The 12517-nt window shown below is 72.8% G+C and carries 11 protein-coding genes; 3 read left to right on the forward strand and 8 right to left on the reverse strand.

Features of this window, described 5'->3' with window-relative positions; genetic code table 11:
* Nucleotide 1: 1 nt before the first annotated feature.
* On the forward strand, nt 2-304 hold the full coding sequence (locus J2S42_RS06975) for a hypothetical protein (RefSeq protein ID WP_307236379.1): 303 nt from the start codon (nt 2-4) through the stop codon (nt 302-304).
* On the opposite strand, the gene J2S42_RS06980 is transcribed toward J2S42_RS06975, so the two are convergent.
* The 6 genes from J2S42_RS06980 to J2S42_RS07005 form a co-directional block, all read right to left on the reverse strand.
* Nucleotides 294-2480, reverse strand: a complete 2187-nt coding sequence (locus J2S42_RS06980) for a hypothetical protein (RefSeq protein WP_307236381.1) — start codon at nt 2478-2480, stop codon at nt 294-296. The genes J2S42_RS06975 and J2S42_RS06980 overlap by 11 nt on opposite strands.
* A gap of 293 nt (nt 2481-2773) precedes the next feature.
* Nucleotides 2774-3859 (reverse strand): adenosine deaminase family protein, encoded by a 1086-nt coding sequence (locus J2S42_RS06985; protein ID WP_307236382.1) that lies wholly within the window; start codon nt 3857-3859, stop codon nt 2774-2776.
* A 57-nt stretch (nt 3860-3916) separates the two neighbouring features.
* A complete protein-coding gene (locus J2S42_RS06990) occupies nt 3917-4978 on the reverse strand; it encodes an ABC transporter substrate-binding protein (protein ID WP_307236384.1) in 1062 nt (353 codons plus the stop codon).
* A gap of 3 nt (nt 4979-4981) precedes the next feature.
* Nucleotides 4982-6025 (reverse strand): ABC transporter ATP-binding protein, encoded by a 1044-nt coding sequence (locus tag J2S42_RS06995; protein ID WP_307236386.1) that lies wholly within the window; start codon nt 6023-6025, stop codon nt 4982-4984.
* Entirely contained in the window at nt 6022-6813 is a 792-nt protein-coding gene (locus tag J2S42_RS07000; protein WP_307236388.1) for an ABC transporter permease, read from the reverse strand. Before J2S42_RS07000 ends, J2S42_RS06995 begins: the two co-directional genes overlap by 4 nt.
* Nucleotides 6810-7628 carry an ABC transporter permease gene (locus tag J2S42_RS07005; RefSeq protein WP_307236390.1) on the reverse strand — a complete coding sequence of 273 codons (819 nt, stop codon included), beginning with the start codon at nt 7626-7628 and terminating at the stop codon, nt 6810-6812. Before J2S42_RS07005 ends, J2S42_RS07000 begins: the two co-directional genes overlap by 4 nt.
* A 132-nt stretch (nt 7629-7760) precedes the next feature.
* Between J2S42_RS07005 and J2S42_RS07010 the strand changes: the two genes are divergently transcribed.
* Together J2S42_RS07010 and J2S42_RS07015 are read left to right on the forward strand one after the other, a co-directional pair.
* Nucleotides 7761-8699 (forward strand): LacI family DNA-binding transcriptional regulator, encoded by a 939-nt coding sequence (locus tag J2S42_RS07010; protein WP_307236392.1) that lies wholly within the window; start codon nt 7761-7763, stop codon nt 8697-8699.
* Between the two features lie 225 nt (nt 8700-8924).
* Nucleotides 8925-9941 carry a polysaccharide lyase gene (locus tag J2S42_RS07015; RefSeq protein ID WP_307236394.1) on the forward strand — a complete coding sequence of 339 codons (1017 nt, stop codon included), beginning with the start codon at nt 8925-8927 and terminating at the stop codon, nt 9939-9941.
* Between the two features lie 7 nt (nt 9942-9948).
* Here the strand turns inward: J2S42_RS07015 and J2S42_RS07020 are convergent, their stop codons facing one another.
* Both J2S42_RS07020 and J2S42_RS07025 read right to left on the reverse strand, forming a co-directional pair.
* Nucleotides 9949-10926 (reverse strand): hypothetical protein, encoded by a 978-nt coding sequence (locus tag J2S42_RS07020; RefSeq protein ID WP_307236396.1) that lies wholly within the window; start codon nt 10924-10926, stop codon nt 9949-9951.
* A 14-nt stretch (nt 10927-10940) separates the two neighbouring features.
* Nucleotides 10941-12464 carry an OmpL47-type beta-barrel domain-containing protein gene (locus J2S42_RS07025; RefSeq protein ID WP_307236398.1) on the reverse strand — a complete coding sequence of 508 codons (1524 nt, stop codon included), beginning with the start codon at nt 12462-12464 and terminating at the stop codon, nt 10941-10943.
* Nucleotides 12465-12517: the final 53 nt, after the last annotated feature.

The following is a 12517-nucleotide window of genomic DNA, read 5'->3' on the forward strand; positions in this document are numbered from 1 at the left end:
CATGACGAATCTGCGATGGGCCGGGACCACGGTGGTCGCGCTCTGCCTGGGCGTGCTCGCGCTGGGCTGGCCATATCTGCTGGGCGGCTGGGTGGCCGGGGAGTTCGGCGCGGGCGCCGCGATCCGTACCGGCGTGGCCTGGACCCTGGAGATCGCCTACCTGGCCGGGTTGCCGCTGGCGGTCGCGCTGTCCCGGCGGACCGCGCCCGGCACCGGCCGGGTGACCGGGGTGGTGCTGCCGGCCGTCTACACCGTGTTCGGCATCGTGCTGCTGGCCGTGACGGTCCGGCTGTTCACTTCGTGAGCAGCGCGTCGCTCGGGCGTTCGTAGACGCGCCGCGGGTCGTTGAGCGGGTCGGCGTGCCACATCCGGATCTGGATGGTCGGCGTCAGCAACCGGCCCCGCTCCACGCTCGCCTCGTCGGCGCGGCCGTCGCCGTCGTTGTCCGTGGACAGCGGCAGCGCGGTCACCCGAAGATCGGTCAGCGGGGCCCGGCCGGGCGGCAGCATCGCGTCGGCCAGGAACACCGCGTCCCAGGCCGGGATCAGGTAGGTGCCCAGGTCGTTCGGGCGGCAGTCGAGCTTGACGGCCGCGTCCAGCGGGCACGCGTCCAGCAGCTCGCCGGTCTCGGTCGCGGCCGGGTCCCGGTCCGCGCAGCCGAACGGCTCGTTCTCCGCCAGGCCGGTCCAGTCGCGGGACGCGTACACCTGATCGGTGATGATCTTCAGGGCACCCGGGGTCAGCTGGGCGCAGGACGGGCCGCCCACGTGGTAGTCGACCGGCCAGTCCGCGTTGCTGACCGCGCGCAGCTGGTTGTTCGCCATGAAGCGGCTCACCGACACGTCCGCGATCACCAGCCGGGGGCGGGCGTGGCCGCAGACCTCGTTGACCCGCTGGACGAACTCGGCGAACCGGGTCCAGCGGTCCGCGAAGTACAGCACGGTCGGCACGTCGCCGTCCCGGCAGACCGACGCGTCGATGCGGTCCAGCGCGGTCACGTGCCGCGCGGTCACCGCCGGGTCGGCCAGGTCCTTCACCACCGCCAGCAGGTCGTTGACCAGCGACGTCGTGTACTGGTCGGTGGGGTTCGGCACCGCGTAGACGTCCAGCCGGTAGCCGCCCGGGAAGGACAGCCGGTCGATCACGTCCTTCGCGTAGGCCCGGTTCGCGTCGGCCAGTTGCAGGTAGCCGGGCCGGTTGACGAACGGCGCGTCCGGCTCGCCCAGGTCGGCCAGCAGGTTCGGCGCGATGAACGGGATCTGCGCGTCCAGCAGCCGGTTGATCGCGCGCTGCGTCACGTCCCGGGAGTCCCCGCCACCGATCACCACCAGCCGGTCGCCCAGCACGTCCCGCCGCGCGATGATCATGCGGGCGACGTCGTCCGCGTGCGCCACGTCCTGCGTCGCGTCCGCGATCACCACGTGCAGGCGCTTCTCGTCGTACGTCGCCAGGAAGTGCGTCTGCGCGAACATCAGCGCGCGCAACTGATCACGCTCGGACGGGTAGTCGCGGCCGTCCGCGCAGCGCGCCGGGTCGGCCGGGAGCGGGTCGCAGGAGAGCGCGCCGAGCCAGACCACGGTCAGGTCGCCGTCCTTCAGCGGCTCGTTCAGCTCCAGGATCCGCCGCTGCAGCGCGATCGTGTCCGGGTCGCGGCCGAACGCGCGGGCCGCGAACACGCCCGGCTCCGCGGTGTCCAGCAGGCCGTAGCAGCGGCGGCCGTCCGGGGTGGCGCGGAGCGTCGTGATGCCGGTCGAGACCGGCAGCGACCAGGTCCAGGTGGGCAGCGTGTAGCAGCCGTGCGTGACGCCCGGCAGCCACTCCGACCGGCTCCAGCCGAGGAAGCCGATCAGCAGCGTCAGCACGGCCAGGATCGCGTGGTGCGTGGTGGTCAGCGCGGGTTGCCGTACCGTCGCGACGATCCGGTCCGAGACCAGCACCGGCAGCACGATCGCGGCCAGCGAGACGGCCAGCGCCCGCGCCTCGGTGCTGCCCTGGAAGATGTCGGCCAGGAACACGGTCGCGGCGCCGAACACCGCGGCGGTGCCGCCGAGCACGGCGACCAGCTTCAGATCCGGGCTGAGCAGCGTGGCGACGGCGGCGAGCGCGAGCGCGACCAGGATCGTCCAGACGCTCAGGTAGCCCGTGATCGCGGTGTGCACGACCAGGACCAGGATCGCCAGCACCGCGGCCAGGCGCGCGCGGGAGCGGCTGACCAGCCTGGACGTCAGGCGGGAGGCCTCCGGGCTGGACTCCGCCAGCAGGACGCGCAGGCGGGCGGCGAGGCGGACCAGGGCCCAGAAGAGCGCGGCGGAGGCCAGCACCAGGACGATCGAACCGATGCCGCTGACCCCGGCGAACAGCGACTGCACAACGATGAGGCCGGCGAGCAGGACGGCGGCCAGGCGCAGCGCGACGTCAGGTGCCAGCAGGGACCGCATGAACCCGGACATCGGCTCCCCCATCACGGATGAGTCGTCCACGGTAGAGGGTGCCCGCCACGTCCCGTGGCGCTTCCTAGGCGGTACACGTACGGGCGCGGCGGTGGCGGCCGCGGCATCGGCGGCAACCGGACCGTGTACCCGGACACCGGCTGGGTCGGCGTCGTGCTCACCGATCACGACGGCGCGGTCTGCTGGACCGCCTGCTGCACGACGCGTCCCTGGGCAGGGCGGTGGCGGAGATCCGCGCGGAGAACGAGCGGCAGCCCGCGCCGGCGGTGCTGGCCGAGCGGTTCGAGGGTCTCCGCTGACCGTCCGGTCTCCGGCGTGGGCGGTCAGGCCGCGAGCGCGGCGAGTTCCGCCTCGAACCGGGCGCGCAGCGCGGCCTTCTCCGTGTCGGGCAGCCAGCAGGCATCCACACCGGACAGTGCCATGGCGTGCAGCCGGTCGCGCGGGACGGCCAGGTCCTCGTGCAGGATGCGGTACTCCTCGGTGAGGCTGGTCGGGAACATGCCGGGGTCGTCGGCGCACGGGACGACGTTGAGGCCGGCGTCGAGCATGGCCGCGATGGAGGCGCGGCGCCACGGACGCCAGGAGCGGCGGGACGTGGTGGAGGCGACCAGGAACGGCGTCTGCTCGTCGCGCAGGCGGGCCACCACCGCGTCGTCCTCCAGCACGAAGTAGCCGTGGTCGATGCGGTCGCAGCCGAGCACGTCCAGGCAGGTGACGGTGTTCGTGGCGAGCGGGGCGTGCTCGGAGGAGTGCGCGGTGCGGCGCAGCCCGGCCTGGCCGGCCAGGCGGTAGGCGTCGGCGAACCGCTCCGGCGGGCCGGCGGTCTCCAGGTTGTCCAGGCCGATGCCGGCCACGTAGTCGTGCGGGTTGTCCACGACGGTGCGTACCCGGTCCAGCGCGTCGGCGCCGGGCTTGCTGCGGTCGATCGCGGCGAGCAGCCGGCCGGTCATGCCGAACGCGCGCTCGGCCATCCGGATGCCCTCGGCGTAGGCCTCGACCGAGCCGCGGTAACCGAGACCGGCCAGGTGCGGCGGAACCTCGTCGAAGGACATCTCCAGGTGCCGTACGCCGTTGTGGTGGGCGTCCTCGAACGCCTCGAACACGATCCGGGTCAGGTCGTCCGCGTCGCGCAGCGCCTCGATCACCCAGGCGGAGACGCGGAACAGCGAGTAGGAGACCGCGGGCTCGTCCGCGGACCGGCCCCGCGGCACGGGGATCCGGGTGTTCCGGTAGAGCGCCGGGTCGGGCGGCAGCGAGTTGATGCCGGCGTAGACGCGCTCGGGGGTGTCCGGCAGGTCGAGCCGGGCGCGGCGGGCCAGCTCGGCGAACGTGGTGGCGCGGACCGTGCCGATCAGGTGGCAGTGCAGTTCCACCTTGGGGATCGACCGCAGGTATTCGATGTCAGACATGGTTCTCCGTGGAGCGGCCGGGCCCGTCGGCGACGGGCCCGGCCGGGATGGGGGTGGTCAGGCGCCGGTGACTTCGCGGGCGAAGCGGTCGACCCAGTCCTTGCGGGTCGGTACGAGCCGGGCCGGGTCGAGCGTGGCGTAGCCGGCCGCGACCGGGTCGGTGACGATGCCACCGACGACCACGGTGAGCGTCTGCGGGACGTTCGCGCCGTTGTTGACCGGCAGGTCGCCGACCAGTTCGGCGGAGGACGTCTGGGCCTCGGCGGAGAGCAGGTAGTCGATGAACTTGTACGCGTTCTCGGTGTTCGCCGCGGTCGCCGGGATCATCGCGCGGTTGGTGGCCATGTAGCGGCCGGTGGCCGGCGGCACCCAGGCGACCTTCTCGCCGTCCGCGATCAGGTTGGTGGCGAAGCCGTTCAGCGTGTCCGCCGCGACGATCTCGCCCTGGGTGAGCAGATTCGTGACCTCGGTCGAGGAGCTGTAGAACTGGAGCACGCCGGGCTTCCACTCGGCGAGCTTCCGGTAGGCGGCGTCCACGTCGTACGGGCCGGAGCCGTAGCTGGCCGCCACGCCGGAGATCATCAGCTGGCCGGCGGTGACCGAGATGTCCGGCAGCGCGACCTTTCCCTTGTGCGCGCCCGCGAAGACGTCCCACGTCGCGGCCTCGTCGGCGTTCATCGCCTCGGTGCTGTAGACGATGCCGTTGAGCTGGTAGCTGTAGGCCGGGCCCTGGTAGGCGGCCTCCTTCGCGAACTCGGCCACGTCCGCCAGGTTCGGCACCTTCTCCGCGGGCACCGGCTGGAACAGCCTGTCCTGCTGGCCCAGCGCGGCGTAGTAGTCGGAGATCAGCATGACGTCCGCGCCGGGCTTGTCGCCGGCCACCTGGAGCTGGGACAGGCGGTCCGCGTTCGAGCCGGTCTCCACCTCGACCTCGATGCCGGTCGCCTTCGTGAACGGGTCGATGACCGCCTCGGTGAACTCCTCCACGCCGAACGGGAACGTGCTGAGGACCAGCGTGCCGGCGTCGGCGGAGTCGTCACCGCCTCCGGAACAGCCGGCCGCGGCCGCGACGACCGCGGCGGTGGCGGCCGCGATCAGCGCGTGGCGAAACGAGCGCATCAGTTATTCCTTTCCAGAATCATGCAGGGGTACGAGGTGGGCCGCGCCGGCCGAGACCGTGGTGCGCGTGCCGGGTGTGAGGCCGGCGCCGTCACCGGCCCGGACGTCGGCGAGCAGCCGGACCGTCTCGCCGGCGCCGTCGACCGCGTCCAGCGTGACCAGCAGGTCCACGCCCCGGAACGCGGTGGCGACCACGGTCGCGTCCAGGCCGAGTGCTCCGTCAGCAGCGGCTGAGCCGACGCTCAGGTGCTCCGGCCGTACCGTGACGAAGGTTTTCGACCGGTCGGTCAGGAAGTTCTCGTAGCCGAGGAAGTCGGCCACGAAACGGTTCGCCGGGCGGGCGAAGACCTCGCGCGGTGAGCCGGTCTGCATGATCTTCCCGCCGCGCATCAGCACCATCAGGTCGGACATCTCCAGCGCCTCGTCCTGGTCGTGCGTGACCAGGACGACGGTCAGGCCGGTCTCGGCCTGGATGCGGCGCAGCTCCGCGCGCATCTGCACGCGCAGCCGGGCGTCCAGGTTGGACAGCGGCTCGTCGAGCAGCAGCAGCCGCGGGCGGATCGCGATCGCGCGGGCCAGCGCGACGCGCTGCTGCTGGCCGCCGGACAGCTTCTTCGGCTTGCTGGCGGCGAGATGCGCGAGGCCGACCAGGTCCAGCGTCTCCCGCACCCGCCGGGCGATCTCGGCCTTGGCCGGCTTGCGCAGCTTGAGGCCGTAGGCCACGTTCTCGGCCACGGTCAGGTGCGGGAAGAGCGCGTACGACTGGAAGACCATGCCGAGGCCGCGCTTCTCCGGCGGCAGCGTCGTGCTGTCCACGCCGTGGATCCGGATCGTGCCGGCGGTGGGCCGGGCGTAGCCGGCGAGCATGCGCAGCGACGTGGTCTTGCCGCAGCCGGACGGGCCGAGCAGCGTGGTCAGCTTCCCCTCGGGGATCCGCAGGTCGATCGCGTCCACGGCGGTGAAGGAGCCGAACCGCTGGGTGACGCCGGCGAACTCGGCCGCCGGGGTCGCGCCGTCCGCCCGTACCGCCGGATTGTCGTTGCTCATCGGTTGATGCCTCCGAAGATCTTGGCGAAGCCGACCGTGCGCTCCGCGATGACGGCGACGACGACGGTCGCGGCGAGGATGAGCGTGGCCATCGCGGCGATCCGCGGGTTGTAGCTCTGCTGGACGTAGTCGAGCATCGTCACCGGCAGCGTGCGGAACTCGCGGTCCTGCAGCAGCAGCGACAGCGGCACGTTGTTGAACGAGGTGACGAAGCCGAGCAGCGCGGCGGAGAAGATGCCGGGGCGCAGCAGCGGCAGCGTGACCGTGACGAACGCGCGGACCGGTCCGGCGCCGAGGCCGCGGGCCGCCTCCTCCACGGCCGGGTCGGCGAGCGCGAGCGACGCGCCGGTGACCCGGACCGCGTACGGCAGCAGCAGCGCGGTGTGACCGAGCAGCAGCGTGGTCAGGTTGTCCAGGCCGAGCCCGATCATCAGCTGCTGGTAGAGCGCGAGCCCGACGACCAGCTCCGGCACGATCAACGGGCTCAGGAACAGCCCTTCCAGCAGCCCTTTACCGGGGATCCGGCCGCGGTGGATCGCGATCGTGGCCGGCACGCCGAGCAACAGCGCCAGCGCGGTCGCGCCGAGCGCCAGCCACAGGCTGGAGACCAGCGACTCCATGAACGGGTCGTAGGTGACCGCGGCCTCGAACCAGCGCAGCGAGAAGCCCTCGGGCGGGAACCGGAGGGTACGGCCGGCGCTGAACGCGGTCGCGACCACGAACAGGATCGGGACGATCATGATGAGGTAGCCGAGGACCGCGAGCGAGGCGGCGACCGGGCGCCTCACGTCGTCGCTCCCCGGCGGCCGGCCAGCGACGAGACGCCGGACACCGCGAACACCAGGATCGTCATGATCAGGGCGGTGGCGCTGGCCGCGGCCCAGTCCACGGAGACGGACGCGTAGCTGAACAGCTGGGTGGCGAGCATGCGCTGGCTCGAGCCGCCGAGCAGGTACGGCGTGGTGTACGCGGTCACCGAGCCGGCGAAGACCAGCGTGGCCGCGACCACGATGCCGGGGCCGGACAGCGGCACCACCACGCTCCAGAACGTCCGGGTGCGGCTCGCGCCGAGCCCGCGCGCCGCGTCGTCCAGCCCCGGGTCGACCTGCGCCACCGCGGAGTAGCACGAGATGATCGCGAGCGGCAGGAACAGCTGGGTCAGGCCGAGCACGATCGCCAGCGGCGTGTAGAGCAGCTGCGGCGGGTCGTCGGTCAGCCCGGTCGAGGTGAGCAGCCGGCCGATCGCGCCGTTCGCGCCGAGCAGCACCAGCCAGCCGAACGTGCGGACCACGTTGCTGAGCAACAACGGGAAGATCGCGAGCGCGAGCAGGATGCCGCCCCAGCGGCTCCGGCTGCGCGCCAGCAGGTACGCGATCGGGAAGCCGAGGCCGACGCAGAGGCCGGTCACGATCAGGCCGAGCGTGACCGTGCGGCCGATGATCCGCAACTCGTACGGGTCGGTGAGCATGGCGCCGAACCGGGCCAGGACCGCCGTGGGCTCCTCGCCCGGCGGCGCGACCAGCATCGCCACCGCGGGCACCAGGAACCCGGCGGCGAGGAACGCGAGCCCCGGCAGCAGAAGCAGGGCGGTTTTTCTGGACATTCTTCCGTTTCTTCGTTTTAAGCCGGATGCAACCGGTTGCACAACCGGTTGCACGCAGACTACGACGCCGAGGATGATGTAGCGGCATCAGCTTCGGTAAACAGCGTGTAACGAACCTGGAGGCCCCACATCGTGGCGACCCTGGCCGACGTAGCGGCACTGGCCGGTTACAACAAGTCGACGGTCTCCCGCGCGCTGACCCGCCCGGAGATGGTCGCCCCGGAGACGCTGACCCGCATCCTGACCGCGGCGGACCAGCTCGGATACGTGCTCAACCGGACCGCCAGCCAGCTCGCCCGCGGCCGTACCGGGCTCGCGGCGTTCGTCGTACCGACGCTGGAGAACGCGTTCTTCGCCCCGATCATCGGCGGCGCCCAGGCCCACGCGGCCGCCTCCGACCTTCACCTCACGGTGACGGTCGCGCCGCTGACGTCGGCCTCCGAGGTGGCCGCGCTGAGCCGGCTCGCCTCCCAGGTCGACGGGCTGATCCTGGCCGCGCCGCGCGGCGACGACACCCATGTGCGGGCGATCGGCGCGGTCAAGCCGGTGGTGCTGGTCGACCGGGAGATCCCCGGGCTGCCGTCCGTGGTCGCGGACACGGCGACCGCGATCGGTGCGGTGGTCTCCGGGCTGGCCGCCCGCGGGCACCGGCGAATCGCCTACCTGGGTGGGCCGAACGGGTCGTGGCAGGATCCCGGCCGGGCGGCGGCGGCGCTGTCCGCCGCGTCGCGCGCCGGAGCTGAGGTGAGCGTGCACGGCCCGTTCCCGGCCACGTTCGCGGCCGGCGTGGCGAGCGCCGAGGAGGTGCTGGCGGCCGGCGCCACCGCGGTCGTACCGTACGCGACCGCCCTTGCCCTGGGCTTGATGCTCGCGCTGCGCGGCCGCGGCGTGCACGTCCCGGACGACGTCGTGGTCAGCGCGGAGGCCACGGTCACCGACGCACTCGGCGCCCCCGGCATCCCCGCCATCGACGTGGACGGCGAGTCCCTCGGCCGCGCCGCCATGGACCTGCTCACCTCCGGCGGCCAGGACACCCTGCGCCTCCCGGTCCGCGTCACCTGGTCCGGCTGACCACCGCGACCTCGGCCGCGGCCCGGACGGGTGATTCGTCGGTGTACGGGTGTCCTTGCCCGGCGTGGGATCTGTCGTGGGTGGGACAGTCGGAACGGGGACGGTGGCGTGTGTCCGGCGCCTCGATGCTGACGGGCGACCGGGCCGGAATTTGCCATGGTACGGACCGTAGCGCCGGATTCGGCACGTTCGGCGGACGTACCGGGCGTGGGTACCTTGATCACGATGCTGAGGATCGACGTGCCCCGCCTGCGCCGTGGCGTGCTCGCCACCGGCCTGCTCGCCGCGCTGGCCGGGTGCACCGCGCCGCCCGCCGGGCACGCACCGGTCGGCCCACCGGCGCCGGGCGCGTCGTCCGCGCCGCCGGGGTTCGAGGCCGGGCTCGGCACCGGGCCGCCCGCTCCCCCGCCGTCACCGGCACCGTCCACCGCCGTGCCCCCGCGACCCTCGGACGGCGAATCCGTGCTGGTCACGGACTTCGAGCGGGCCGCGGCCGGCACCGCCTACGGCACGGAGCAGTGGCGGAGCGACGGCTGGGGCACGCCGTGGGAACTCGGGATGAGCGGCCGGACCGCTACGAGCGGCGCGGTGGCGCACTCGGGCGGGACGTCACTGCGGGTGAGCTATCCGGCCGGGAAGATCGGGCCGGCGGACTCGGGGGCGCAGGCGCCGTTCGCGCTGGAGCCGCGGCCGGAGTACCACGTGTCGCAGTGGATCCGGTTCGGCGAGGGGTTCAGCTTCGGGACCACGAGCTTCGCCGGGAAGGTCGGGCTCGGGCTGGCCGGTGGCGACTCGTGCTCCGGCGGGCAGGTCTGCGACGGGACCAACGGGTTCAGCTCGCGGCTGATCTGGGGGCGGGACGGCAAGGCCGCGGTCTACTACTACTCGATGGGCCACGCCGGTGCGTACGGCGACGCGGCGGACCTGGTCACGGACGGCGAGCAGGTGTTCTGGCCGGCCGACCGGTGGGTCAACGTGGTGCAGCGGCTGCGGGTCAACACGGTCACCGGCGGGCGGGCGAACCCGGACGGCGAGATCGAGGTCTGGGTCGACGGCGTGCGGGCCGCGCACGTGACCGGGCTGCGGTTCGTCAGCAACGGCGACCGGGTGGACACTGCGTACTTCTCGTCGTTCGCCGGTGGTGGGGACGCCTCGTTCGCGCCCCGCACCGACAGCGAGATCTTCTACGACGACCTGGAGGTCGCCACGGGCTGGCCCGGCACGGCCGCGCCAGCCCGGTGAGCGGGTGTTACAGGCGGGCGGCACCGGCGGCCGCGGCCTCGTCGACCGCGGCGTCGTGGCGCGCGTCCGTCCGGTCCTGGGCCGTGGCGTCCCGGTCGGCCGCGGCCGCGCGGGCCGCCTGACGCTGCGCGGACGGTGCCGCCGGGTCGCCGGCCACGCCGCCACGGATCCGGTTGTTCGCCGCGACCCGGGCCGCGGGCGTGTTGCGCTGCACGGTCAGCGCGCCGTTGATGATGGTGTCGTCGACCGTGACGCCGCCGGTGGTGTTGGTGATGCTGACGTCCGCGCCGAAATAGCCGCCGGACGCGCAGCTGTCCAGCGTGCCGTTCGGGCCGACCTGGACGCCGCCGACGTTGCCGGCGAACGTGCTGCGGCCGGCGACCGCGCTGCCGCAGATCACGCTGCCGGAGCCGCTGTTCAGCACGGAGAGCGCGCCGTCGACGAACGAGTCGTGCAGGTCGGTGTAGTAGCTGCCGTTCGTGCTGAGCGAGCCGGTGACCGTGGTGCCCCGGTCCAGGCGCACGTCGCCGGCGCTGGCGTTGACCGAGCCGGTGATGGTCGAGGCGTCCGCGAACAGGAACGTGTTGATCGTCGAGGAGCCCTTGGCCCGCACGGTGACCGAGCCGCTGTCCGTGTCCTGCAGGTAGACGCCGTAGCCGCCGGACGCGACCACCACGTCGCCGCGGACCGTGCTGTTCCGCGCGTCCAGGTAGCCGTCGGACGCGATCTCGACCAGGCCGTCGACCCGGCCGCCGTCGACGACCAGGTTCGCTCCGGCCGCGACGGCCACGTTGCCGGTGATGATCGTGCCGGTGAGCGCGCAGGACTCACCCGGCGGTACGTAGAGGTCGTTCGGGACGGTGACCGCGCCGCCGGTGCCGACGCAGTAGGTGGTCAGTCCGGCGCTGGCGCTCGGGGCGGCGCCGAGCACGGCGGCGGTGACGGCCGCGGCGGTGGCGGCGGCCAGGGTGACGGTTCGTCTCATCCTCGGTCTCCTGTCTATGCGCCGATGGCGGACCGCGCGGCGGCGCGCACGATCGTCCCGGCCTGTCGGGTGGTCAGGGTGCCGGCCGCGACGAGCCCGCTGGTCACGTTCTCGACGTGGCGGACGAACGCGGCGTGGGTGGGATATCCGGCGCGCTCGGCGATCCGGTCGTTGATCGTGCAGCCGTTGCCGGTGTCGGAGTTCGGGACCTTGGTGTCGTCACCGTCGATGATCACGGTGTCCCGCAGGTCGGAGTCGGCGCAGTCGTCGGTGCCGTCCGCGACCACGGTGAAGCTGGTGCTCTGCGCGGCCGCGGTGTTCCCGGACGTGTCCGTGGCCCGGAAGCCGACCGCGTGCACGCCGGGCGCGGTGATCCGCAGCGGCGCGGTGTACGGGGTCCACCCGCCACCGTCGAGCTGCGTCTCGATCGTGGCCACGCCGCCGTCGTCGGTCGCGGTGACCGTGACCGTGGCGGTGCCGACGTAGGCGCCCTCCGGGTTCCGGGTGCCGGTGACGGCCGCGGTCACCACCGGTGGCGTGGTGTCCTCCACCGGTGGATCGACGATGGTGAAGTGCGACATCTGCTCCGCCGAGACGTTCCCGGCGTTGTCGCTGGCCCGGTGGTGCAGCATGTGCGTGCCGACGCCGGAGACCACGACCGGCGTGGTGTAGATCGTCCAGGTGCCGCCGTCGAGCTGGTACTCGATCGTCGCCACGCCGGAGTCGTCGTCGGTCGCGCTGAGCGTGGCGGTGACCGGGCCGATGTAGTTGCCGGCACCGTCCCGGTCCCCGGCCAGCGCGATGCCGGCGACCGGCGGGGTGACGTCCTCGTCCGGCTCCGGGGCCACGACGGTGAACTGCACCGAGCCGGTGGCAGAGACGTTGCCGGACGTGTCGGTGGCGCGGAACTGCACCGAGTGGTCGCCGGGCGCGGTCACCGTGACCGGGGCCGAGTACGGCGTCCAGCTGGTGTCGTCGACCTGGTACTCGATACCGGCCACGCCCTGGTTGTCGGCCGCGGTGACGGTGACGGTGGCGCTGCCGACGTAGTCACCGGCCGGGTCCTGCGTGCCGGAGAGCGTGCCGGTGACCGTGGGCGGCGTGGTGTCCGGGTCGCCCGGCCCGTCCGTGACGGTGAGCTCGCCGGTCATCGTGCCGTGCCCCGGGATCGTGCAGAAGTAGCGGTACGTGCCGGGGGTCAGCGTCACGGTCGCGGTGTGCCGGCCGCCGGTCGCGTCGAACGGGTTGGCCAGGATGTTGAGGTTGACGTCGTGGTTGTAGCCGGGCGTGCTGGTGTCGAACGTCAGCGTGTGCGGCATCCCGACGTTGTTGCCGGTCGCGGTGCTGTTCTCGAACACGATGGTGGTCTCACCGGCGGCCGCGGTCGCCGGTGCGGTCTTGTACCGCGTGACGTCACCGTCCGCGGTCCAGGTGAGCGTCTGTGCTGCCTGAAAAGCGGACGCGGGCATCGGGGCGAGCACCAGCAGCAGCGCCGCCAGCCCCACCCCGGCACGCCGGAGCATCTTCCGTACGGACATGGCACCTTCCTGGATGAGCGGTGCGGGGCCGGCCACCCGGGCCGGCCCCGCGT

Origin of the sequence: Catenuloplanes indicus (assembly GCF_030813715.1) — a bacterium.
Taxonomy (GTDB): Bacteria; Actinomycetota; Actinomycetes; order Mycobacteriales; family Micromonosporaceae; genus Catenuloplanes; species Catenuloplanes indicus.

What these genes read in the sequence shown, in the direction of transcription:
- J2S42_RS07015 (WP_307236394.1), top strand. Translation starts at nt 8,925, where the DNA reads ATGCTGAGGATCGACGTGCCCCGCCTGCGCCGTGGCGTGCTCGCCACC.
- J2S42_RS07020 (WP_307236396.1), bottom strand. Translation starts at nt 10,926, where the DNA reads ATGAGACGAACCGTCACCCTGGCCGCCGCCACCGCCGCGGCCGTCACC.
- J2S42_RS06985 (WP_307236382.1), bottom strand. Translation starts at nt 3,859, where the DNA reads ATGTCTGACATCGAATACCTGCGGTCGATCCCCAAGGTGGAACTGCAC.
- J2S42_RS07025 (WP_307236398.1), bottom strand. Translation starts at nt 12,464, where the DNA reads ATGTCCGTACGGAAGATGCTCCGGCGTGCCGGGGTGGGGCTGGCGGCG.
- J2S42_RS06995 (WP_307236386.1), bottom strand. Translation starts at nt 6,025, where the DNA reads ATGAGCAACGACAATCCGGCGGTACGGGCGGACGGCGCGACCCCGGCG.
- J2S42_RS06990 (WP_307236384.1), bottom strand. Translation starts at nt 4,978, where the DNA reads ATGCGCTCGTTTCGCCACGCGCTGATCGCGGCCGCCACCGCCGCGGTC.
- J2S42_RS06975 (WP_307236379.1), top strand. Translation starts at nt 2, where the DNA reads ATGACGAATCTGCGATGGGCCGGGACCACGGTGGTCGCGCTCTGCCTG.
- J2S42_RS07005 (WP_307236390.1), bottom strand. Translation starts at nt 7,628, where the DNA reads ATGTCCAGAAAAACCGCCCTGCTTCTGCTGCCGGGGCTCGCGTTCCTC.